The 24964-nt window shown below is 66.2% G+C and carries 14 protein-coding genes; 13 read left to right on the forward strand and 1 reads right to left on the reverse strand.

What is annotated here, in order from left to right; genetic code table 11:
* The 5 genes from hemA to ACREE8_RS06465 form a co-directional block, all read left to right on the forward strand.
* A partial coding sequence (gene hemA, locus ACREE8_RS06445) for a 5-aminolevulinate synthase (protein ID WP_431572159.1) occupies nucleotides 1-735 on the forward strand: 735 nt, incomplete at its 5' end.
* Nucleotides 736-829: 94 nt separating this feature from the next.
* Nucleotides 830-1183 carry a cupin domain-containing protein gene (locus tag ACREE8_RS06450; RefSeq protein ID WP_431572160.1) on the forward strand — a complete coding sequence of 118 codons (354 nt, stop codon included), beginning with the start codon at nucleotides 830-832 and terminating at the stop codon, nucleotides 1181-1183.
* Between the two features lie 52 nt (nucleotides 1184-1235).
* Nucleotides 1236-1511 (forward strand): CBU_0592 family membrane protein, encoded by a 276-nt coding sequence (locus ACREE8_RS06455; RefSeq protein WP_431572161.1) that lies wholly within the window; start codon nucleotides 1236-1238, stop codon nucleotides 1509-1511.
* A 203-nt stretch (nucleotides 1512-1714) separates the two neighbouring features.
* Nucleotides 1715-3127 carry an amidase gene (locus tag ACREE8_RS06460; protein WP_431572162.1) on the forward strand — a complete coding sequence of 471 codons (1413 nt, stop codon included), beginning with the start codon at nucleotides 1715-1717 and terminating at the stop codon, nucleotides 3125-3127.
* A gap of 167 nt (nucleotides 3128-3294) precedes the next feature.
* Nucleotides 3295-4710 (forward strand): amidase, encoded by a 1416-nt coding sequence (locus ACREE8_RS06465; RefSeq protein ID WP_431572163.1) that lies wholly within the window; start codon nucleotides 3295-3297, stop codon nucleotides 4708-4710.
* A gap of 88 nt (nucleotides 4711-4798) precedes the next feature.
* On the opposite strand, the gene ACREE8_RS06470 is transcribed toward ACREE8_RS06465, so the two are convergent.
* On the reverse strand, nucleotides 4799-5704 hold the full coding sequence (locus ACREE8_RS06470; RefSeq protein ID WP_431572164.1) for a LysR substrate-binding domain-containing protein: 906 nt from the start codon (nucleotides 5702-5704) through the stop codon (nucleotides 4799-4801).
* 122 nt (nucleotides 5705-5826) lie between these two features.
* Between ACREE8_RS06470 and ACREE8_RS06475 the strand changes: the two genes are divergently transcribed.
* The 8 genes from ACREE8_RS06475 to ACREE8_RS06510 all read left to right on the forward strand — a co-directional run bounded on the left by ACREE8_RS06475 (nucleotide 5827) and on the right by ACREE8_RS06510 (nucleotide 24847).
* Complete coding sequence (locus tag ACREE8_RS06475; protein WP_431572165.1) at nucleotides 5827-7386, forward strand: trimethylamine methyltransferase family protein; 1560 nt, start codon at nucleotides 5827-5829, stop codon at nucleotides 7384-7386.
* Between the two features lie 34 nt (nucleotides 7387-7420).
* Nucleotides 7421-9838 carry a GcvT family protein gene (locus ACREE8_RS06480; RefSeq protein WP_431572166.1) on the forward strand — a complete coding sequence of 806 codons (2418 nt, stop codon included), beginning with the start codon at nucleotides 7421-7423 and terminating at the stop codon, nucleotides 9836-9838.
* A gap of 253 nt (nucleotides 9839-10091) precedes the next feature.
* Nucleotides 10092-12134 (forward strand): FAD-dependent oxidoreductase, encoded by a 2043-nt coding sequence (locus ACREE8_RS06485; protein WP_431572167.1) that lies wholly within the window; start codon nucleotides 10092-10094, stop codon nucleotides 12132-12134.
* Nucleotides 12135-12411: 277 nt separating this feature from the next.
* Entirely contained in the window at nucleotides 12412-14817 is a 2406-nt protein-coding gene (locus ACREE8_RS06490; protein ID WP_431572168.1) for a PAS domain S-box protein, read from the forward strand.
* Nucleotides 14818-15329: 512 nt separating this feature from the next.
* Entirely contained in the window at nucleotides 15330-16592 is a 1263-nt protein-coding gene (locus tag ACREE8_RS06495; RefSeq protein ID WP_431572169.1) for an MdtA/MuxA family multidrug efflux RND transporter periplasmic adaptor subunit, read from the forward strand.
* A gap of 38 nt (nucleotides 16593-16630) precedes the next feature.
* Nucleotides 16631-19750, forward strand: coding sequence for an MdtB/MuxB family multidrug efflux RND transporter permease subunit (locus tag ACREE8_RS06500; RefSeq protein WP_431572170.1), 3120 nt, complete (start codon nucleotides 16631-16633; stop codon nucleotides 19748-19750).
* Complete coding sequence (locus ACREE8_RS06505; protein WP_431572171.1) at nucleotides 19747-23046, forward strand: efflux RND transporter permease subunit; 3300 nt, start codon at nucleotides 19747-19749, stop codon at nucleotides 23044-23046. Before ACREE8_RS06500 ends, ACREE8_RS06505 begins: the two co-directional genes overlap by 4 nt.
* Nucleotides 23047-23308: 262 nt before the next feature.
* A complete protein-coding gene (locus ACREE8_RS06510) occupies nucleotides 23309-24847 on the forward strand; it encodes an efflux transporter outer membrane subunit (protein ID WP_431572172.1) in 1539 nt (512 codons plus the stop codon).
* The last annotated feature ends 117 nt before the right edge of the window (nucleotides 24848-24964 follow it).

Below are 24964 nucleotides of genomic sequence, written 5' to 3' on the forward strand. Positions count from 1 at the left end.
GAATTGCTGATCGCTGCCGGTCCCGACCGGCCCAAGCTGATCGTCTGCGAAAGCCTGTATTCGATGGACGGCGACGTCGCGCCGCTGGCGAAGATCTGCGATCTCGCCGAGCGCTATGGCGCGATGACCTATGTCGACGAGGTTCACGCGGTCGGCATGTATGGCCCGCGCGGCGGCGGCATCGCCGAGCGCGACCGGATGATGCATCGCCTCACCGTGATCGAAGGCACGCTGGCCAAGGCCTTCGGTGTGGTCGGCGGCTATATCGCGGGCTCGGCCGCGACGATCGACTTCGTGCGCTCCTTCGCGCCGGGTTTCATCTTCACCAGTGCCATGGCGCCCTCGGTCGCCGCCGGTGCCGTCGCCAGCATTCGCCATCTCAAGGGCAGCGGCATCGAGCGCGTGCGCCTGCATGAGCGCGCGCAGCGCCTCAAGCGGGTGCTGGGCGATGCCGGCCTGCCGGTCATGGCGTCGGAAAGCCATATCGTGCCGGTCAAGGTGGGCGACGCCCATCTCTGCAAGCAGGCGAGCGACCGGCTGCTCGACGAGCATGCGATCTATGTGCAGCCGATCAACTACCCGACCGTACCGCGCGGCGAGGAGAGGCTCCGCTTCACCGCCACGCCCTTCCACAGCGACGATCACATGGCGGCGCTCGCCGCCGCGATGCTCGAGACCTGGAAGGCGCTGGGCCTGCCCCTCATCCCCGCTCGCCATCCCGCCGCCGCGGAGTAGGCTTCTCCCACCATCCGGAAGCCTGCCGGGGTGACAACGCCGTCGTCACCCGCCATCATCCCGCGCCTGTATTCCAATCTCAGGAGAGCTCCCGATGACCGGCGTGAAGCATTTCAAGCGCGGCGAGATGAAGTTCGACGATTTTGGCGCCAAGACCGGAACGGGAAGCATTGCCCGGATCATCGGTCCCGATCTCAGCAAGACACTGGGCGCCGGTCTCGCGCAGTTCGATGGCTGCTCGATCGAATGGACCGTGCTCTATGACGAGATGATCGTGGTGCTCGAGGGCGCCTTCCGCCTGCGTGTCGGCAAGGATGTCTATGACGCGACGGCCGGCGACGTGATCTGGATCCCCGAGAACACTCCCTTGCGCTATGAGGGCGAGAAATCGACGGTCTGCTACGCCGTCTTCCCGGTCGATTGGCGCCAGCGGCACGGGATCAAGTGACGCGATCATATCGGCTAAGGGACGACCTTCGCTCTAGCCCAGGGAGCTTCCCATGGACGGCCTCTTTTCCTCCGAAACCATAGGCTTTGCCGGCGTCGCCCTTCTCCTGCTTGCCTTTCTGCTGAACATCCTCAAGGTGCTGAAGGCCGAGAGCGTCAGCTATCTGGTTCTCAATTTCCTGGGTGCAGGGCTCGCCGGCCTTTCCTCCTGGCTGATCTCCTTCATGCCGTTCGTCCTGCTCGAGGGAGTCTGGTCGCTGGTCGCCGCCGTCAGTCTGGTGCGACTGCTCATCAAGGGTCGCAAAGCGGGACCCGAACGCACGGCCTGATTGTAACGTTACATGTTGGCAAGGCGGGCAGGCCCGATGCCGTCTCTCGCAATCGTTTACACGTTCATTGAATTCAAGGGTTTAGCGCGATAATCTCGCCGCGCCCAACCGATGCGGCTCGGCAGGGCGTGGCGAGTCGAGAGAGCCGGCGGCGTACTCCCTTGCGAAGAGTGCGCGGCGACCTCTCGAAGGCGGGGGAGTCGATGGCCGATCAGGATCTGGCCTTCATCAGCGCGACCGAAGCGATCGCGAAGTTTCGCGCCAAAAGCCTGTCGCCTGTCGAGCTGCTGGATGCCGTGATCGCACGGCATGACGCCGCCAATTCCAAGATCAACGCCTTCACCCGGACCTCGTTCGAGCAGGCCCGCGCGCAGGCCAAGAAGGCGGAGGCGAATTACGCCGCCGGCAAGCCCACGCGCGCCTTCGAGGGCGTGCCGCTCGTCATCAAGGACGAATTCGCCATCAAGGGCCAGGTCACGACGCACGGCTCGCTTCTCTATAAGGATCATGTCGACGAGGAGACCGAGTATTTCGTCGAGCGCATGATGCGCGCGCGGCCGACCGTCATCGGCCGCAGCACCTGCCCCGAATTCTCCTCGGCCTGCGTAACCAACTCGCGGCTCTGGGGCGTGACCCGCAATCCCTGGAATACGCGTTTCAATTCCGGCGGCTCGACCGGCGGCGGTGCCGCCGCGGTCGCGGCCGGGATGACGGTGCTCTCGGACGGCAGCGACTATGCTGGCTCGGTTCGAATCCCCGCCTCGGCCTGCGGCGTGTTCGGCTTCAAGCCGCCTTTCGGCCGGATCCCCACCTCGCCGCCCTGGTATCTCAATCCCTATGCGGTGATCGGACCGGTCACGCGCACGGTCGCCGACGCGGCACTGATGATGAACGTCATGGCCGGCCACGACCCGCGCGACCTGACCTCGGTCCGGGAAAAGCTGCGCTATCCCTCGCAATACAAGCCGATCAAGGGCTGGCGCGTCGCCTACTCCGCCGATCTCGGCTTCTATCCCGTGGCCCCGGACGTCGCCAAGGCCACGCGCGCGGCGCTCGATGCCTTCCGCGAGGCGGGCGCCGAGATCGAGGAGGTCGATCTCGGCTGGACCGACGATGCGGTGCGCGGCTTCATCGCCCATGTGCGCGAGAACGAGTTCGCGCCTTTCGACAAACTGCCAGCCAAGCAGAGGGCGCTGCTCTGCGACTATATCCGCAACCGCAAGGGCAAGTTCCTGGCGAAGGGCACGAGCTACGCGCAGAGCCTCACGATCCGCGCCGCCATGTATGCCAAGCTCGAGCCGATCCTCGAGCGCTGCCAGATCCTGCTGAGCCCGACGCTGGCCGTGCCCAGCGTGCCCGCCGAGCATGACCCGCTCGACGACAGCTTCACCATCAACGGCAAGAAGGTCGAGCCGCAGATCGGCTGGTGCATGACCTTCCCCTTCAACATGCTGCCCCAACTGCCGGTGGCGACCGTCCCCTGCGGCTTCGGCAAGTCGGGCGTGCCGGTGGGCCTCCAGATCGTGGGGCGGCCGTTCGACGATCTCACCGTCTTCCAGGCCGCCGCCGCCTTCGAGCAGGCGCGCCCCTGGCGCCAGCACCGGCCGAAGATATAGTGAGCTAACTCCCCTTTCTTCGCCCCCATGAAGCTTTCTGTCACCCCCGCGAAAGCGGGGGGCCATGGATCGGACGGAGCGCGGCATTGACATGGGTTCCCGCTTTCGCGGGAATGACAAGAGTTGGGGGCAACTGAAGACGGCGCATTGCGAGGGGCATCCAGGATATGGCCGACAAGGATCTCGCCTTCATCACCGCGACCGAGGCGATTGCCGCGTTCAAGGCGCGCAAGCTGTCGCCGGTCGAGCTGCTGAAAGCCGTCGAGGCGCAGTTCCACAAGGCGAACGGCAAGGTCAACGCCTTCACCTACACCTTCTTCGACCAGGCGCTGATCCAGGCGCGCAATGCCGAGAAGCGTTACGCGACGGGCAAGCCGACCAGGCCCTTCGAGGGCGTGCCGCTCATGATCAAGGACATCCACCAGATCAAGGGCTATGTCACGACCTTCGGATCCTTGCTCTACAGGCGCAATGTCGATGAGGTCACCGAACTTTTCGTCGACCGCATGCTGAAGGCGAAGCCCGTCCTGATCGGACGCAGCACCAACCCCGAATTCGCCGCCTCCTGCATCACCCATTCACGGCTCTGGGGCATCACACGCAATCCCTGGAACACGCGCTACAATTCCGGCGGCTCGACCGGCGGGGGAGCCGTCGCGGTCGCGACCGGCATGACGGTGCTCTCGGACGGTAGCGATTATGCGGGCTCGATCCGCGTGCCGGCATCGAGCTGCGGTGTCTTCGGCTACAAGCCACCGACCGGACGCGTTCCGCATTCACAACCCTGGAACCTGAACGGCTATGCGGTCTTTGGCCCGATCACCCGCTCGGTCGCCGATGCGGCGTTGATGATGAACGCGATTGCCGGCCAGCATCCGCGCGACATCACCACGGTCAGGGAGAAACTGCGCTATCCCGACCGCTACGAGAAGATCAAGGGATGGCGCATCGCCTATTCGCCCGACCTCGGCTGTTTCGAGGTCGATCCCGAGGTGGCCAAGGCGACGCGCGCGGCGCTCGAGGCCTTCCGCGAGGCCGGCGCCGAAATCGAGGAGATCGAGCTCGGCTGGAGCAAGGATATCGTGCTGGGCTTTCTCGCCCATGCGCGCGAGAACGATTTCGAACCGGCGCATCTGCTGCCGACGCACAAACGAAAACTACTGACGGACTATATCCGCGCCAACACGCCGAGAACCGACCTCGCCAGGCGTCTGAGCTTTGCCGACAGTCTCAATCTGCGCGCAGATATGTGGGCGAAGCTGGCACCCATCATGAAGCGCTGCCAGATTCTGCTCTGCCCGACGCTCGCGATTCCGGCACAGCCCGCCAACTACAATCCGGCCGACCGTTCCTTCAAGATCAACGGCAAGAAGGTCGAATCCGAGATCGGCTGGGTCATGACCTTCCCCTTCAACATGCTGGGCCAGCTCCCGGCCGCGACCGTGCCCTGCGGCTTCGCCAAGTCCGGCGTGCCCATCGGCCTGCAGATCGTGGGCCGGCCCTATGACGATCTCACGGTGTTCCAGGCGGCCGCGGCCTTCGAGAAGGCGCGGCCCTGGCGGAAATACCGGCCGAAGCTCTAGGCCCTGCATCGCACCCGCGCTTCGTCCGCTGAAGCCCTGGCGTAGGAGGATCGCGGGATGACAGCGGGACGCTACCCGAGGCGAGGGCTTACACCACCGCTTGTGCCAGCAGCCAGTCGCGAACCTCGGCGGTATCCGGTGCGAGGAGTGCGCCTTTCGGCCAGACCACGTGGAAATCCTGGCCCGACACGAAGCTCTCGTTGCAGACCCGCCGCAGCGATCCGCGCGCGATCATGCCTTCGGTGACGTGACGCCAGCCCATGGCGATGCCTTCGCCTTCGAGCACCGCCTGCAGCACCAGCGCGTAATCGTTGAGGCGGAGGCCTTCGCCGCGATCGCTCCAGCGCACGCCGAGCGCCGTGAACCAGTCGGTCCAGCTCGGCCGTGGGCGATAGGGTTCGTCCAGATGGATCAGCTTGAGCTCTGGCAGGCGCGAGGGCGGGACCGGCGCGCCGATCGCGGCGGCATAGGCGGCGCTGGCAACGGCATAAATCTCCTCGCGGGCCAGCGGAACGGACTCGAACTGGGGCCAGTTGCCGTCGCCGCGCCGGACGCCTAGCGTCATGGCCTCGCGGGCGAGGTCGATATCCTTGTCGACCGTCTGCAGCCGCAGATCGATATGAGGCAGGGCGGCATGGAAGCGCGCAAGCCGCGGCACCATCCAGTAGCTGGCGAAGGCGGTCGAGACCGAGAGCGTCACATGGCCGGGCTCACGCTCGCGCCGGATCGCGTCGGCCGAACGCCGGATATGGGCGAGCCCGATCGAGACGTCGTGGAAGAAGCGCTCCCCCGCCTCGGTCAGGGTCACGGCGCGGTGGGCCCGGGTGAAGAGCGTCACGCCCAGGGCCGTTTCCAGCCGCTTGATCGAGTAGCTGATCGCGGCCTGGGTGAGGTTGAGTTCGGCCGCGGCGCCCGAAAAGGAAAGATGCCGGCCCGCCGCCTCGAAGGCGAGCAGGGCGGAGGGGGATTGCAGCAGGCGGCGAAGATCTTGCATAAGCCAGACTTGTCCAAAATCGAAGAATTTTCAGGATCACCGCGAGATTATATCGCTGTTAAACTTATGGAAAGCGCGCAGCGCGCCTCCCTCCGACCGACTTTGGCAAAGGGCGACAGGCCATGACCGCAGATCCAGCTTCCGAGACGGCGACAGGGCGGGGACGCGGCGGGCGGACCGCCCGGCAGCGCCAGCGCAGCCAGAGCCAGCGGGCAACGGCGCTCATTGCCGGGGTCGAGCGCCGCATCCCGACATACGACCTGTTGAACGAGGAAGGGCTCGTCGCGCTCGAGACGGCGGCCGACGTGATCCTTCAGGAAGTGGGAATCGAGTTCCGCGAGGACCCGGAGGCTCTCCGGCTCTGGCGCGCCGCCGGCGCCGACGTCAAAGGCGAGCTGGTGCGCTTCGAACCGGGGCTGCTGCGTCAGATCCTGAAGACGGCACCAAAGAGCTTCGTCCAGCATGCGCGCAACCCGGCTCGCTCCGTCACCATCGGCGGCAATCACGTCATCTTCGCGCCGGCCTATGGGCCGCCCTTCGTGCGCGATCTCGAGGGCGGACGGCGCTACGGCACGCTCAAGGATTTCGAGAATTTCGTGAAGCTCGCCTACATGATCCCGTGGCTGCATCATTCCGGCGGCACGATCTGCGAGCCGGTCGACATTCCCGTGAACAAGCGCCATCTCGACATGGTCTCAGCGCATCTGCGCCTGACCGACAAGCCCTTCATGGGCTCGGTCACGGCCGAGAACCGGGCCGAGGATTCGATCGAGATGGCGCGGATCGTGTTCGGCCGCGAGTTCGTGGATCGAAACTGCGTCATTCTCGGCAATATCAACGCCAACTCGCCGCTGGTGTTCGACGCCACCATGACCAACGCGCTGCGTGCCTATGCGCGCGCCAACCAGGCCGCCGTGGTGGTGCCCTTCATCCTCGGCGGCGCCATGGGCCCGGTCACCACCGCCGGCGCCATCGCGCAGTCCCTTGCCGAGACCATGGCGGGCTGCGCCCTCACCCAGCTGGTGCGGCCCGGCGCGCCGGTGATTTTCGGCAATTTCCTCTCCTCGATGGCGCTGCGCTCGGGCTCGCCCACCTTCGGCACGCCCGAGCCCGCGCTGGGTTCGCTCGTGATTGGCCAGCTCGCGCGCCGGCTGCAACTCCCCTTGCGCTGCTCGGGCGCCTTCAGCTCCTCCAAGGTCGCCGACGGCCAGGCCATGACGGAGAGCACGGTCTCGATGCTGTCGGCCGTCCAATGCGGCGCCAATTTCATTCTCCATGCGGCGGGCTGGCTCGAGGGCGGGCTCACCATGGGCTATGAGAAAATGATTCTCGATGCCGACTATTGCGCCTCGCTCCACACCTACATGGCGGGCCTGTCGCTCGACGAGAACCAGATGGCGCTGGGGGCTTTCCGCGAGGTGGGTCCGGGCAAGCATTTCTTCGGCTGCGCCCATACGCTGGCGAATTACGAGACGGCCTTCTGGGATTCCGACACGGCCGACAATAATTCCTTCGAGCAATGGCGCGACGAGGGCGAGCGCGACGCCAACCAGCGTGCCAATGCGCGCTGGCGCCGGCTCCTGCAGGAATACCAGCCGCCCGCGCTCGATCCCGCGATCGACGAGGCGCTGACCGAGTTCGTCACCAAGCGCAAAAACCAGAATCCGGACATGTGGCACTGAGCGCCACAAGCCGAGCAACCGGAGACAATCGACAATGGAAACCCATGCAAGGGTCGTCATCATCGGCGGCGGTGTCGTCGGATGCTCGATCCTCTACCACCTGGCCAAGCATGGCCTGAAGGATGCGGTGCTGCTGGAGCGCAAGGAACTGACCTCGGGCTCCTCCTGGCATGCGGCCGGCGTCATCCACACCATCAATGCCGACCCGAACATCGCGCGACTCCAGGGCTATACCATCAAGCTCTATAACGAGCTCGAGGACCTGACCGGCCAGTCCTGCGGCATCCATCGCCCGGGCGGCATCTATCTCGCGGCAACGCCGGAGCGGCTCGACTATCTCAAGCAGGAGCGCGCCAAGGCTCGCTATATGGGGCTCGAGACCGATTTCATCTCGCTCGAGCATGCGCGTGAGCTCAATCCGCTGATCGATCCCAAGAAATATCTGGGCGCGCTGTTCGAGCCGGTCGATGGCCATGTGGATCCCTCGGGCGTAACCCATGCCTATGCCAAGGGCGCCCGCCATTATGGCGCCAAGGTCTATCGCGACACGCCGGTGATCGAGACGAAGCAGCGCCCCGACGGGTCCTGGGATGTGGTGACGCCCAAGGGCACGATCCGCGCCGAGATCCTGGTCAACGCGGCGGGGCTCTGGGCCCGCGAGGTCGGACGGCTTGCCGGGCTCGAGCTGCCGGTGCAGCCGATGGAGCATCACTATCTCATCACCGAGACGATCCCGGAGGTGCGCGACCATGGCAAGGAGGTCGCCGTCACCGTCGATTACGAAGGCAACGCCTATACCCGCCAGGAGCATCAGGGGCTGCTGCTCGGCACCTATGAGACCAACTGCGTGCCCTGGGCCGTCAACGGCACGCCGCTCGATTTTGGCCATGAGCTGCTGCAGGACGATCTCGCCCGCGTGACCGAGCGGCTCGAGACCGCCTTCGAGCGCATGCCAGCACTCGGCCGCGCCGGCATCAAGAAGGTGATCAACGGGCCCTTCACCTTCGGGCCCGATGGCAATCCGCTGATCGGGCCGGTGCCGGGCTTGAAGAACTACTGGACCGCCGTCGGCGTGATGGCGGGCTTCTGCCAGGGCGGCGGCGTGGGCCTCTGCATGGCGGAATGGATCATCGATGGCGAACCCTCGATCGATGTCTGGGGCATGGATGTGGCCCGCTTCGGCAGCTTCGCCACGCGCGACTGGGGCCGCATCAAATCCGCCGAGAACTACTCGCGCCGTTTCATCCTGACCTATCCCAACGAGACACTGCCTGCGGGCCGGCGCCAGAAGACCACGGCGCTTTATGACCGGCTGATCGCGCGCGGCGCCGTGATGGGTGTCTCCTTCGGGCTGGAGCATGCGCTCTGGTTTGCCGGCTCGCCGGACAAGGCGAAAGAAACACCGACCTTCCGCCGCTCCAACGCCTTCGCCCATGTGGCCGAGGAGATCAAAGCGGTGCGCCAGGCTGTCGGCATGATCGAGATCGCGAACTATGCGAAGCACGAGCTGTCCGGCCCGGGCGCCGAGGCCTTCCTCGACAGGATGCTGGCGAACAAGCTGCCCAAGGAAGGGCGCCTGGCGCTGACGCCGATGCTGACGCCCAAGGGCAAGCTCTATGGCGACCTCACGGTCGCCCGGATGGAGAAGGACCGCTTCCATCTGTTCGGCTCGAGCGCCGCGCAGGAGATGCACCGGCGCTGGTTCGAGAAATACCTGCCCGAGAAAGGTGTCGCCTATCACAACCGGACCGACGATCTGCAGGGCATCGCCATCGCCGGCCCGAATGCACGCGAGCTGCTGTCACGCCTGACCGCGACCGACGTCTCTAACGCCGCTTTCAAGTTCCGCGACATCAAGCGGATGGTGGTCGGGCTGGTGCCGGCCCTGGTGGCGCGCGTTTCCTTCTCGGGCGAGCTCGGCTACGAGATCTATGTGGCGCCGCAATATCAGCTCCGTCTTTACGAGGCGCTCGAAGAGGCGGGCAAGGATCTGGGCCTGAGGATCTATGGTGGCCGCGCGCTCATGTCGATGCGGCTGGAAAAGAACTGGGGCGTCTGGACGCTCGATTACCGCCCCGATTTCACCGCGGCCGAATCCGGCTTCGACGCCTTCGTCGCCTTCGACAAGCCGGCCGACTTCATCGGCAAGGCGGCGGCCATCGCCGAGCGTAAGCGGGGGCCCTCGAAGAAGCTCGTCACGCTCGTGGTCGACACCAAGGACGTCGACTGCGTCGCCGACGAGCCGATCTTCCATGACGGCAATTGCGTCGGCTATGTCACCTCAGGCGGCTACGCCCATTCGGTCAAGAAGAGCATGGCCATGGGCTACGTTCCAAAGGCCCTCGCCGCCCACGGCACGAAGCTCGAGGTCGAGCTGTTGGGCGAGTTCTATCCGGCGACCGTGACGGCGACGCCGCTCTACGACCCGAATGGCGGGAAGATGCGGGGGTAGAAAGTGCCTTTCCTTCCTCGCCCTCACGCAGTGAGGGCGAGGGTTACGCAGGCTTAGGTGAGACGAAGTCGAACCTTAGCCGGAGCTGGGTGAGGGTGACCTCGCTTGGCGCGCACCCGCACCCCTCACCCCCCATTGCTTCGCAATGGACCCCGCCCTCTCTCCACAAAAGTGGGGAGAGGAAAGAGAATGATTGAATCTTGCGGTACGACTGCTCTACTGCCCCCGGTCCCGCGTTCCACGTCACAGCACCATGTCCAGCAAAGACCCCCTGCTCCAGCCTTTCACGCTCAAGCATCTGGTTCTGAAGAACCGGCTGATGTCGACCTCGCACGAGCCGGCCTATTCCGAGGACGGGATGCCGAAGGAGCGTTACCGGCTCTATCACCTGGAAAAGGCCAAGGGCGGGATCGCGCTGACCATGACGGCGGGCTCGGCGGTGGTGGCGGAGGATTCGCCGGCGGCCTTCGGCAATCTCCATGCCTATAAGGACGAGATCGTCCCCTGGCTGAAGCGCCTCGCCGATGACTGCCATGGCGAAGGCTGCGCGGTCATGATCCAGCTCACCCATCTGGGACGGCGCACGGGCTGGAACAAGGCCGACTGGCTGCCGGTGACGGCGCCGTCGGGCGTGCGGGAGCCCGCCCATCGCGCCTTCCCCAAGGAAGCCGAGGACTGGGATATCGAACGCTGGATCGGCCAATATGCCGACGGTGCCGAACGCATGCAGGCGGCGGGGCTCGATGGCATCGAGCTCGAATGCTACGGCCATCTGGTCGATCAGTTCTGGACGCCCAGCGTCAACAAGCGGCAGGACAATTACGGCGGCTCGCTCGAGAACCGGATGCGCTTCGGCCTCGAAGTGGTCAAGGGCATCCGCAAGCGCGTGGGCCCGAAATTCATCGTCGGCATCCGTATGGCGCTCGACGAGGATAAGCCCGGCGGCTTCGGCCGCGCCGAGGGACTCACCATCGCGCGCAAGCTGATCGACGAGGCCGGCGTCGATTTCATCAATGTGATCCGGGGCTATATCGACACCGATCCGGCCCTGGCCAAGATCATCCCGATCACCGGCATGAAGGCCGCCCCTCATCTCGATTTCGTCGGCGAGATGAAAGCGGCGCTGGGCGTGCCGATCCTCCATGCCGCGCGCATCGCCGATGTGGCGACGGCGCGCCACGCGGTGGCGTCGGGCAAGCTCGACCTGGTCGGCATGACCCGCGCCCTCATCGCCGATCCGCATATCGCGCGGAAAGTCGCCGAGGGCCGCGAGGCGGAGATCCGCCCCTGCGTCGGCGCCACCTACTGCCTCGACCGCATCTATGAGGGCGGCGAGGCGCTCTGCATCCACAATGCCGCGACGGGCCGCGAAGCGACCATGCCGCAGATCGTGCCGAAATCGACCGGCAAGAAGCGGCGTGTCCTGGTGGTCGGTGCAGGGCCCGCCGGGCTCGAGGCAGCGCGCGTCTCGGCCGAGCGCGGCCATGAGGTGATCCTGTTCGAAGCGGCCGACGAGGCCGGCGGCCAGATCCGGCTGGCGGCGCGCGCGCTGCGGCGGCGGGAGCTGCTGGGCATCGTCGATTGGCGGCTGCAGCAGCTCGAGAAACTCGGCGTCGGCTTGCGCTTCAACAAATGGGCGGAGGCCGAGGACGTGACGGGCGAGGAACCCGACATCGTCGTCATCGCCACCGGCGGCCTGCCGCAGGCGCCGGCGCTCGAAACCGGCACGGACCTCACAGTCTCGAGCTGGGACATCCTCTCCGGCGACGTGAAGCCGGCGAAGGAGGTGCTGCTGTTCGACGACAATGGCGCGCATCCGGGCATGCAGGCAGCGGAAGTCATCGCCGAGGCCGGCTCCAAGCTCGAAATTGTATCGCCGGAGCGCTTCTTCGCGCCCGAGATCGGCGGCCTCAATCATGTGCCCTATGCCGAGAGCTTCCAGCAGCATGGGGTGCGGATCACGATCGTGCGGCGGCTGACCGCCGTGAAGCGCGCCGGCAACCGCCTCCAGGCCGTGATCGGCAGCGATTTCGGCGATTATGTCGAGACCCGCGAGGTCGACCAGGTCGTGGTCGAGCATGGCACGTTGCCCAATGCCGAGCTCTATGAGGCGCTGAAGCCGGACTCGGTCAATCGTGGCGAGGTGGATTACAAGGCGCTGATCGCGGGCCAACCGCAAACGATGGTGCGCAATCCAGCGGGCAGCTATCGCCTCATCCGCATCGGCGATGCCGTGTCGTCGCGCAACATCCACGCCGCCATCTATGACGCTCTGCGGTTCGCGAAGGACTTCTGAGCGGCCGGCTTACCGATATTCGTCTCTCCTTAACTTGCTTATCCCCTGCCCCTCCTTCGCCCTCCGGGCTCCGGAGGTTAAGAGGGGGGAGGTATCTTTGTGATTTAGGGGCGACCCGTAGCCACTCCCCCGAATTCAACTATGATGGGCAGGCGAGTTCGGCGTGGCGGGGGATTCGGGGAAGGCCCGGGCGGCAATGTCCATGGCACCTGATCGGCAAGGGCCCAGTTCGGCTTCGACCGGAGCGGGAAGACCCGCCTCCAGCAGCGCGCTATCGTTGCGTGACGATCCGCTCCGGGCGGCCCGGATCGCGGGGATCATTGTCGGCCTCCTCGGGGTCGTGGTGCTGATCGGCTGGGCCGGCAATGTGACCCTCCTTAAATCGATCCTGCCCGGTTACTCGGCGATGAAGCCGAACACGGCCATCGCCTTCGTTCTGTCGGCCCTGGTGCTGGCGCTGACCGCCCGGCGTGAAGGCCTGCCGCCCTCTCCTGTCGTTCCTCCCGCCATCGCCGCCGGCGGCCTCCTCGTGCTCGCGATCGGCGCAGCCACGCTGGTCGAGTATCTGACGACCGCCGATCTCGGGATCGATCGCCTGTTCTTCCCCGGCGCCGCCGATCCCACGGAACCCTTCCCCGGCCGCATGTCGCCGATCTCGGCGATGAGTTTCGTGCTGTTCGGCATCCTCATGTTGCTGCCGCGCCGTAGAGGGCCCGCGATCGACACGATCTTCACGGCCCTCGTGGTCTCGGGTCTGACCTTCGCCTATCTCGCGATCATCGGTTACGCCTACCACGTACCGATGCTCTATTCGCGCGAGGCTTATGGCTCGATCGCACTGCACTCGGCCCTCGCTCTCTTCCTTCTGTTCCTGGGCACGGCGGCGAGCCGTCCCGAGACAGGCTGGATGATGCTTCTGCGCTCGGAGGGAGCCGGCGGCGCCATGGCACGCCGGCTGCTGCCGACGATCGTGGTCGGGCTGCCCCTCATCGGCTGGCTGCGGATCCGGGGTGAGCGTCTCGGGCTTTACGACACCTGGACCGGCGTGGCGCTCCTCACCATCGCCAGCGTCGCGATCCTGACCGGCGTGGTCTGGGCCATCGGACTCTATGCCAATCGGCTCGACCGTGAGCGCCGCGCCTCCCTGGAATCGCTCACCGCCAGCGAGGAACGCCAGCGCGTCAGCGAGCAGCGCTATCGCCGGCTGTTCGATCTCATGCAGGAAGCGGTCTGGATCCACCAGGACGGCATGATCCTGTTCGCCAATCCCGCGGCCGCCAGGCTGTTCGGTGCGCCCAACCCGGAGTCCGTCACCGGCCGGTCGATCTTCGCGATCATCCATCCCGAGGATCGTCTGCGCGCCCAGGAGCGCACCCGCTTCTCGCTCAAGGAAGGGAAGCAATTGCCGATCACCGACCTGCGCTATCTGGGGCAGGACGGGGTGACGCGGATCGGCGCGACCCATGCCGCCCCGATCAACGAGGACGGGCATCGCCGCAGCCTGGCGACGGCGCGCGACGTGACGGCGCTGCGCCAAGCCGAAGAGCAGCTGCGGCAGAGCCAGAAGATGGAGGCCGTCGGCCATCTGACCGGCGGCATGGCGCATGACTTCAACAATCTGCTGACGGTGGTGCTCGGCAATCTCGATATCGCCCTCGCCCGCACCGAGGGCGACGCGCGCCGCTCGATCGAGAAGGCGCTCCGGGCCAGCGAGCGCGGCGCCACGCTAATCCAGCGCCTGCTGGCCTTCTCGCGCCGCCAGACCCTGGCATCGCGGCCGCTCGACGCCAACGCACTGATCCTGGGCATGGAGGATCTCCTGCGCCGGACCCTGGGCGAGCCGATCGAGATCGATCTCGAGCTGGCGCCGGGACTCTGGCCCATGCTGGCCGACAAGGGCCAGGTCGAAAGCGCGCTCCTCAATCTCGCCGTCAATGCGCGCGACGCCATGCCCCAGGGCGGCAAGCTCACCATCGAGACGGTGAACGCGTCGATCGACGCCGCCTATGCCGCGCGCAACAACGAGGTGGTGCCGGGCGATTATGTGATGCTGGCGGTGACCGACTCCGGCTTGGGCATGACACCCGACGTGCTGGCCCGCGCGGCCGAGCCCTTCTTCACGACCAAGGATGTCGGCAAAGGCTCGGGGCTGGGCCTGAGCATGATCTATGGCTTCGCCAAGCAGTCGAACGGCCATCTGAAGATCTATAGCGAGGCCGGGCATGGCACGACCGTACGACTCTATTTGCCGCGCCCCGCCGGCGACGCGCCCGACGCCGTCACAGCGGTACCAGCGACCGTCCCCGCCGCCGCCCGCAGCGAGACGATCCTGGCGGTCGAGGACGATGCCGGGGTCCGCAGCCTGGTGGTCTCCCAGCTCACGGGCCTCGGCTATCAGGTGATCGAGGCCGCGAACGGTCCGCAGGCCCTGGCGATCCTCGAAACCGATCGCAAGGTCGATCTGCTCTTCACCGACGTCGTCATGCCCGGCGGCATGACCGGCAAGGTGCTCGCCGAGCGCGCCCTGGCGACACGCCCCGCGCTCAAGGTGCTGTTCACCTCGGGCTATACCGAGAACACCATCGTCTATCACGGCAAGCTCGACGCCGAGGTGCATTTCCTGGCGAAGCCGTACAAGCTGGAGACCCTGGCGCAGAAGATCAGAGAAGCGCTGGAACGATGATCCGTCCGTTGCTGACGGGAAGTTCATCTGACGCCTGAATCTTCGGCAAGACACCAGCGAAATTAAATCGTCGATAGCAAAGCGCTATTTTCCGCAGCCGTTCCGTCATTCCAATTTCTCGTCACCGTCGAGCCTTGCACGCGAAGCGGGTATCCGCACGGCCCTCCTGCCGTTCGGTACGCCCGCAGCAGGCCGATGTCGTATCGAACATGATCAATCGCCGCGTGTTTCATCTTTCCGACGCACCCTGCCGGGACGCGACGATCCCGCGCGTAGTCATCCCTATATCCGTGCGTGACATAGTCCGAGCAGATTTCCGGAGCCGACCCTGACTCCGGCTGCTCCGCGACGGCCTCCTTTCATCGAGAAAGCGGGATCCCGACGCGATTGCACTCTTTCATCGATGGTCCTTCGCGCGCATGACCGCTCATCCGGCACCTCGGCTGCAACCCACCCGTCCACCGCTGTCCTATATGGACGATAAGGGTCTTCGTGACGATGCGGGACGGCCAGTGCCTGTATCGTCCAAGCCCACAAAACGACGCAGCCTTCTCGGGCGCACGATCTTCCTCTTCCTGCTGTTATTGGCGCTGGGTGGCATCGGCTGGCGGGTCTATACGGACGAGGCGGCCCCCGCCCGCCCCACCCGCGCCGCCGCCGACACGCCCATGCCGGTCGCGGCGGCAACGGCCCAGACCAGCGACGTCAACGACACGCTGGATGCGCTTGGCACCGTGACGCCGCTGGCGACCGTGACGGTGCGGACGCAGATCAACGGGCATCTCACCCAGATCGCCTTCACAGAAGGCCAGACCGTGCAGAAGGGCCAGCTCCTGGCCCAGATCGACCAGCGTCCCTACGCCGCCGCCCTGCAGCAGGCGCAAGGCCAGCTGATCCGTGACCAGGCACTCCAGAAGAACGCCCGGCTCGATCTCACCCGTTTCCGCACCCTGGCCACCCAGGATTCGATCGCCGGGCAGCAGGTGGACACCCAGGCCTCCCTGGTCCAGCAGGACGAGGGCATCGTGAAGGCGGACGAGGCGCTGGTCGATGCCGCCAAGGTCAGCCTCGATTATTGCAGCATCGTGGCGCCGCTCACGGGCCGCATCGGACTGCGGCAGGTGGACGAAGGCAATTACGTGCAGACCAGCGACAGCAACGGCATCGCCACCATCACCCAGATGCACCCGATCACGGTGGTGTTCCCCGTCCCTGAGGACAATCTCCCGCAGATCGTGAAGCAGCTTCGAGCCGGGGCCACCTTGCCGGTGACCGCCTATAACCGGGACCAGACGGCGGTGCTGGCCCAGGGCAAGCTGCTGACGCTCGACAACGAGGTCGATACCAGCACCGGCACCGTCAAGCTGAAGGCCGAGTTCGACAATCAGGATGAAGGCCTCTTCCCGAACCAGTTCGTGAATGCCCGGCTGGTCATGGATGTCGTCCATGACGCGACGGTCATCCCCACGGCCGCCATCCAGCGCGGAGAGCCCGGCACTTACGTCTATCTGATCCAGCCCGACCAGACCGTCACGGTTCGCCCGGTGAAGCTTGGCATCGTGGATGGCGAGCGGGTCGTCGTCGCCTCGGGGCTGGCACCGGGCGACCGCGTCGTCGTGGACGGGGCCGACAAGCTGCGCGACGGGGCCAAGGTTGCCGTCAAGGATGCGGCCGGTGGCAACGCCGGCGCATCCTCCCGTCAGGCGGGGAACAACGATCCGGCGAGCGCCGGGACCCTTCAATCCCGGTCGTCGGCCGGCAACGCTGCTCCCTGAGGAATCGCGGGAGCACCGCTCCCGCCGGAGGCCCGCTTTTGAACCTCTCCCGCCCGTTCATCCTCCGGCCGGTCGCGACCACCTTGCTGATGGTGGCGATCCTCCTGATCGGAATCATCGCCTACCGCTTCCTGCCGGTCGCGGCTCTGCCGGAAGTCGACTACCCCACCATCCAGGTTCAGACCTTCTATCCCGGCGCCAGCCCCGACGTCATGACCTCCTCGGTGACGGCGCCGCTGGAGCGCCAGTTCGGCGAGATGCCGGGCCTCGACCAGATGTCCTCGGCCAGCTCGGGCGGCGCCTCGGTCATCACGCTCGAGTTCGGACTGGATGTCAGCCTGGATATCGCCGAGCAGGAGGTCCAGGCCGCCATCAATGCGGCGGGAAACCTCCTCCCCTCCGATCTGCCGGCGCCGCCGATCTATGCCAAGGTCAATCCCGCCGACGCGCCGATCATGACGCTGGCGCTGACCTCCACGACGCTGCCCATGCCGCAGGTCGAGGATCTGGCCGATACGCGGCTGGCGCAGAAGATCTCGCAACTGGCGGGCGTCGGCCTGGTCAGCATCAATGGCGGGCAAAGGCCCGCGGTGCGCATCCGCGCCAATCCGGAAGCCCTCGCCGCCTATGGCCTCGGCATCGACGATCTGCGCGCCACCGTCGCCAACTCCAACGTCAATCTGCCGAAGGGTAATTTCGACGGACCCTCGCGCGCCTACACGATCAACGCGAACGACCAGCTCCAAAGCGCCGACGCCTATAGGAGCATGGTGATCGCCTATAAGGACGGCGCCCCGGTACGGCTGTCGGATGTCGCGGAAATCGTCGACGGCGCCGAGAACGACCAGCGCGGCGCCTGGATGAACAGCACGCCCGCGGTGCTGCTCAACATCCAGCGCCAGCCCGGCGCCAATGTCATCGAGGTCGTCGGTCGGATCCGGGCTCTGCTGCCGCAGCTCCAGAGCTCGTTGCCGCCTTCGATCGAGGTGAGCGTTCTCACCGACCGCACCGACACCATCCGGGCCTCGGTCAGGGATGTCGAGTTCGAGATGGCGGCATCCGTGGGCCTGGTCGTGCTGGTGATCTTCCTCTTCCTGCGCAACCTGCCGGCCACCATCGTGCCCAGTCTTTCGGTGCCGCTGTCCCTCATCGGCACCTTCGCGGCGATGTATTTCCTGGGCTTCAGCCTCGATAACCTATCGCTGATGGCGCTCACCATCGCCACCGGCTTCGTGGTGGACGATGCGATCGTCATGATCGAGAACATCGCCCGTTATATCGAGGAGGGCGAGACGCCGCTGCGGGCGGCCCTTCGCGGTTCGGCTCAGATCGGCTTCACCATCGTCTCCCTCACCGTGTCGCTGATCGCGGTCCTGATCCCGTTGTTGTTCATGGGCGACGTGGTGGGACGTCTGTTCCGCGAGTTCGCCGTGACCTTGGCGGTCACGATCCTGATCTCCGCCGCGGTGTCGCTGACCCTGGTGCCGATGCTCTGCGCCAAGCTGCTGCGCCGCCGGGCGGGCCATGAGGGCATGCTGGAACGCGGCAACCGCGCCTGGTTCGAGGCGCTGAGCCGGCTCTACGAGCGCGCGCTCGACTGGGTCCTGGATCGCCAGGCGGCGACGCTGGCGGTGGCGGTGCTGGCGGTCGCGGTCACGGGATATCTCTATCTGATCGTCCCCAAGGGTTTCTTCCCGACCCAGGACACCGGCGCCATCCTCGCCGTTTCCGAGGCACCGCCTTCGGTCTCCTACGGCGCCATGGCCAGCCGGCAGGAAGCGCTGGCGGATGCGATCCTGAAGGATCCCGAGGTGCTGAGCCTGTCCTCCTTCATCGGCGTGGACGGCACCAACACGACCCTCAATGACGGCCGGCTGCTCATCAATCTGAAGCCGCGCAACGAGCGCCGCAGCACCGTGACCCAGATCATCCGCCGGCTGGAGCAGGAAACGGCGCAGGTCCCCGGCATCTCGCTCTATATGCAGCCGGTGCAGGACCTGACGATCGACGCGACCGTCAGCCGGACCCAATACCGCTTCGTGCTGGAGGATGCCAATCCGGACGAGTTGGCGGCCTGGACGCCGAAGCTGGTCGATCGCCTCAAGTCGCTGCCGGAGCTCGCCGACGTCTCCAGCAACCTGGAGCAAGAGGGGCCGGCGATCTATGTGAATGTCGATCGCGACACCGCGGCGCGCTTCGGCATCACCACCGCGACGGTCGACAACGCGCTCTATGACGCCTTCGGCCAGCGCATCATCTCCACGATCTTCACCCAGTCGAACCAGTATCGCGTGGTGTTAGAGGCGGCGCCCTCGCCGCAGACGCCGGCGCAGGCGCTGAGCTCGATCTATCTGCCCTCGGCGGTGGGGCCCGGCGGACAGGTCCCGATGTCGGCCATCGCCACCATCGAGGAGCGGACGGCGCCGCAGCAGATCGATCATCTGGGGCAGTTTCCGTCCGGCATCGTCTCCTTCAACCTCGCTCCTGGTGCCTCGCTCGGCCAGGCCGTCGCCGCCGTCAAGCAGGCGGAAACGGAGATCGGCCTGCCATCGAGCATCGCCACCAGCTTCCAGGGCGCCGCCCTCGCCTTCCAGGCGGCGCTCGGCAACGAGTTGCTGCTCATCCTCGCCGCCATCGTGACCGTCTATATCGTGCTGGGCGTCCTCTATGAGAGCTTCATCCATCCCATCACGATTCTTTCGACGCTGCCCTCGGCCGGCATCGGCGCGCTGCTGGCGCTGATGCTGGCGGGCAGCGAGCTCGACGTCATCTCGATCATCGGCATCGTCCTCCTGATCGGCATCGTGAAGAAGAACGCGATCATGATGATCGATTTCGCCCTCGATGCGGAGCGCAACGAGGGCAAGGCGCCGCGCGAGGCCATCCGCCAGGCCTGCCTGCTGCGGCTCCGGCCGATCCTGATGACGACGATGGCGGCGATGCTGGGCGCCGTCCCGCTCATGGTGGGTTCCGGCACCGGTTCCGAGCTGCGCCATCCGCTGGGCCTCACCATCGTCGGCGGTCTCATCGCCAGCCAGATGCTGACGCTCTTCACCACGCCGGTGATCTATCTGGCCCTCGACCGGCTGGCGCGCCGGAGCCGGCGGTCGCCGCAAGGCGGGCTGGGTCTCTCGGCCGATGAAGGGGCGTTGCCTTGAGCCTCTCGGCGCTCTTCATCCGGCGACCCGTCGCCACCACGCTCCTCACGCTGGGGATCGCGCTCGCCGGCGGGCTCGGCTATTTCCATCTTCCGGTCGCGCCCCTGCCGCAGGTCGATTTCCCGACGATTTCGGTCACGGGGCAATTGCCCGGCGCCAGTCCCGATGTGATGGCCTCCAGCGTCGCGACGCCGCTCGAGCGCCATCTGGGCACGATCGCCGACGTGACCGAGATGACCTCGTCTAGCACGTCGGGCTCGACGCGCATCACCCTGCAGTTCGGTCTCGACCGCGATATCGACGGCGCCGCTCGCGACGTGCAGGCCGCGATCAATGCGGCGCGCGCCGACCTGCCGACCAACCTGCCGAACAATCCGACCTACAAGAAGGTGAACCCCGCCGACGCACCGATCCTGATCCTGGCCCTGACCTCGCACACGCTGAGCCGCGGGCAGATCTATGACGCGGCCGTCACGGTGATGCAGCAGAAGCTGTCGCAGATCGGGGGCATCGGCCAGGTCGATGTCGGGGGCAGCTCGCTCCCGGCGGTGCGGGTCGAGCTCAATCCGAATGCTCTCTTCCGCTATGGGATCGGGCTCGAGGATGTCCGCGCGGCGCTGGCGGCCGTCAACGCCCACAGTCCGAAAGGAGTGGTCGAGGAGGACGATCGCCATCTCCAGATCTACACCAACGATCAGGTCCGCGAGGCCAGCGCCTATCGGCCCTTGGTCGTGGCCTATCGCGACGGGGCGCCGGTGCGGCTTTCCGACGTCGCCGATGTGGACGATTCCGTCGAGAATCTCCGCAATTCGGGCCTGTCGGGCGGCAAACCTGCCGTGCTGGTGCTGCTCTATCGCCAGCCCGGCGCCAACATCATCGATGCTGTCGATCGGGTGATGGCGGCGCTGCCGCAGCTGCAGGCGTCGGTCTCGAAGGACATCGATATCTCGGTCGCCGCCGATCGCTCAACCACGATCCGGCAGTCGCTCCATGACGTCGAGATCACCCTTCTGACCTCGGTCCTGCTGGTGATCCTGATCGTCTTCGCCTTCCTGCAGAATTTCCGCGCGGCCCTGGTTCCCAGCGTCGCCGTGCCGATTTCGCTGATCGGCACCTTCGGCGTCATGTATCTGCTGGGCTACAGCCTCGACAATCTCTCGCTGATGGCGCTGACGATCGCCACCGGCTTCGTCGTCGACGACGCCATCGTGGTGCTGGAGAACGTCTCGCGCCATATCGAGGCCGGCATGGGCCGGTTCCAGGCGGCCCTGCAGGGCGCGCGCGAGGTGGGTTTCACCGTCCTGTCGATGAGCCTCTCGCTGGTCGCGGTCTTCATCCCGATCATCTTCCTGGGGAGCATCGTCGGCCGGCTGTTCCGCGAGTTCGCGATCACGCTCACGGTCGCGGTCCTGGTCTCGCTGGTGGTCTCCCTCACCACCACTCCGATGATGTGCGCCTATGTGCTGAAGGGACGCCAGGGTGGCCGCCCGGGCCGGGTGGCGCGGGCGATTGAGGGTCTGTTCGGCTGGTCACTGCAATCCTATGACCGCGCGCTCCGCTGGGTCCTGGCCCATCCGCCGCTGATCATCCTCGTCATGCTTGGGGCGATGGCGATGAGCGTCTATCTCTATGTCGTCGTGCCGAAGGGCTTTCTCCCGGAAGAGGATACGGGACGGCTGATCGGCACGATCCAGGCCGACCAGAGCATCTCCTTCCAGCTGATGCGCCGGAAACTCGCCGATTTCGTGTCGATCATCCAGCAGGACCCGGCCGTCGACGATGTCACGGGCTATACCGGGGGCGGGCAGACCAACAGCGGCCTCGTCTTCGTCTCGCTCAAGCCGAAATCGGAGCGCGGTCTGTCGGCCGGACAAGTGATCGGCCGCCTGCGGCGCGAGCTGGCGCAGATCCCCGGCGCCACCCTGCTGCTGCAGCCGGTCCAGGATTTTCATGTCGGCGGACGCCAGAGCAACGCGCTCTACCAGTTCACGCTGCAGAGCGACAATCTGGCCTCGCTCTATGAGTGGACGCCGAAGCTGGTGGCGGCGCTGCAAAAGGCGCCGGCGCTGCGCGATGTCAGCTCCGACCAGCAGCGCAACGGGCTCGAGACCGACCTGACCATCGATCGGGACACGGCGGCGCGGCTGGGGATCGCGACTGCGGATATCGACAACACGCTCTATGACGCCTTCGGCCAGCGCGAGGTCTCCACCATCTTCAATGCGCTGAACCAGTATCACGTCATCATGGAGGTCGAGCCGCAATACTGGGCGAACCCCGAGGCGCTGCGGAACATCTATGTGAGCACGGCCGGCGAGGTCGTCGGCGGCAGCGCCGTCACCAACACCATCGTGGGGGCGACGGCGGCCGCCGCGACGGGCACCGGAGCGCCCGCGACCACGGCCGGTGCCGCCAGTGCGGCGCGCAATCAGCTCATGAACGGCCTGGGATCGACGGGCCGCAGCGTCGCCTCGAGCGGCCAGGCGGTCAGCACGAGCCTGGAGACGATGGTTCCCCTTTCGACGGTCACCCGCTACGCCCCCGGCAGCACGCCGCTCGCCGTGACGCATCAGGGTCTTTCGGTCGCCAGCACGATCTCCTTCAACCTGGCACCGGGACGCTCACTCAGCGACGCAGCCGCCGCCGTCACCACTGCCGAGAACCAGATCGGCATGCCGGCCTCGATCCATGGCGGCTTCCAAGGGACGGCCAAGGTGTTTCAGCAGTCGCTGGCGGCCGAGCCCTATCTGATCTTCGCGGCCATCGCCGCGGTCTATATCGTGCTGGGCATCCTCTACGAGAACTATATCCACCCGATCACGATCCTCTCGACGCTGCCCTCCGCGGGCCTGGGCGCCGTGCTGGCGCTCATGGTGTGCCATCTCGAATTCAGCATCATCGCGCTCATCGGCGTGATCCTGCTGATCGGCATCGTCAAGAAGAACGCGATCATGATGATCGACTTCGCGATCCATGCCGAGCGGGACCGGGGAATGACCGCGCGCGAGGCGATCCACGCCGCCTGCCTGGTGCGCTTCCGGCCGATCATGATGACGACGATGGCGGCCCTCCTGGGCGCCCTGCCGCTGGCGCTCGGCATCGGCGAGGGCGCCGAGCTTCGTCAGCCCCTCGGCATCGCCGTGATCGGGGGGCTGATCGTGAGCCAGTTGCTCACCCTCTTCACCACGCCCGTCGTCTATCTCTATCTCGACCGGCTCGGCCTCTGGAGCCGGCGCTGGCGACACGGGCGGCAGCGCGGTGCCGCCGCAGGCCCGGAGGCGATCGATGTCGGTTGAACGAAAAAACGAGGCGAGCATTCTCACGCCCCCTCCCCTTGCGGGAGGGGGTAGGGGGAGGGGTGCCGCGCGAGGCTGCTTACCGGAGGAGCCTATTCTGTCGATCACCTCTCATGCGGCGACCATTCCCCTCCCCGCTCGCTGCGCTCGCCGCCCCTTCCGCCCGCGCTCTACGCCCGCTGCTCCGTTGAATCGCCGGCGAAGCCGGCATGGGAGGGGCCGTGGGTTTTTTCAGTGGCTCGATCGTCCAGCATGCGGGCCCATGCTTCGCCGATGGACGATCGCCGTGACATCGTGTGTCCTGCTCTCCGCCTGCGCGGTGGGACCGGACTATCAGCGGCCGACCATGGAGACGCCGGCGGCGTTCAAGGAAGCCGCGGCGCCCGTCGAGACGGGCGGCACCGAATGGAGGCCCGCCCGGCCGCAGGACGAAACCGACCGTGGTGCCTGGTGGGCGGTCTATAACGATCCCGTCCTCGACAACCTCGAGCGCCAGATCGACGTGTCGAACCAGAATCTCAAATCGGCCGCGGCGGCGTACGAGGCGGCGCGCGCGACGGTCAAGGAGGCGCGGGCCGAATATTGGCCGACCGTCACGCTGGATCCGACGATCCAGCCGCACGAGCTGAGCAAGGGCCGGCAACTCTCCACCTCGAACAGCACATCGACCGGAACGGGCACCGTCTCAACGAGCCATGGCAGTTCCAGCGAGAGCGAATACGGCATCACCGCCAATGCCACCTGGGAGCTCGACATCTGGGGCCGGATCCGCCGGACGGTGGAGAGCCAGGCCGAGACGGCGCAGGCGAGCGCCGCCGATCTGGCCTCGGCCCGGCTCTCGGCCCAGGGCGAGCTGGGCGTCGACTACTTCTCGCTGCGCTATGACGACGAGCTCGAACGGCTCCTCAACGAGACCAGTGCCGCCTTCGCGCGCACGGCGGAGATCACGCGCAACCGCTACACGGTCGGGGTCGCGGCCAAGTCCGACGTGGCCACGGCCGAGGCGCAGCTCCAGGCGACCAAGGCACAGGCCATCGCGGTCGGCACGCAGCGCGCCCAGTTCGAGCATGCGATCGCCGTCCTGGTCGGCAAACCGCCGGCCGATTTCTCGATCGCACCGGCTCCCTTCACCACGGCCCTGCCCGAGACCCCGGAGAGCGTGCCCTCGACCTTGCTCGAACGCCGGCCGGACATCGCCGCGGCGGAGCGCCGGGTGGCCGCCGCCAACGCGCAGATCGGCGTCGCGCTCGCCGCCTATTATCCGAACCTCAGCATCAACGGGTCTTATGGCCTGATCGGCACCAGCTTGAACACCCTGTTCGAAGCGTCGGCTGGCGTCTGGGCGGTGGGGCCGCAACTGGTGGCGACGCTCTTCGAAGGCGGCTTGCGCAGCGCGCAAGTGAAGGCCGCAAAAGAAGGCTACGACGAAAGCGTCGCCGATTACCGGCAGACCGTGCTTACCAGCTTCCAGCAGGTCGAGGACCAGCTCGTGGCCCTGCGGGTCCTGGCGCAGCAGGCCGAGGCCCAGGGCGCCGCTGCCAAGGCCGCCGAAGAGGCGGAGCAGCTCACGCTCAACGAATACAAGGCCGGCACGGTGGACTACACGACGGTCGTCACAGCCCAATCCACGGCCCTCAGCGACCGCCAGCAATATCTCACCGTCGAGGAAAGCCGCTTCACCGCGAGCGTGAGCCTGATCCAGGCGCTCGGCGGCGGCTGGTCGGAGGCGAGTCTGCCGTCCGGCAAGCATCTGGGCAGCGAAGCGGCGTCACTGCCGGTGGAGCAGGCGACGCAGCCCTGAGCGGCTCCGTGGTGATGCGAAAGCTCAGACCGGCGGGAGATCGATGAAGCGCCCGACCCGTTCCTCCAGCAGCGCGATCAATTCCGGCTGCATCAAGCGATACTCGTCGGGAATGCC

The sequence above is a fragment of the Hypericibacter sp. genome (assembly GCF_050729195.1).
Lineage (GTDB): Bacteria > Pseudomonadota > Alphaproteobacteria > Dongiales > Dongiaceae > Hypericibacter.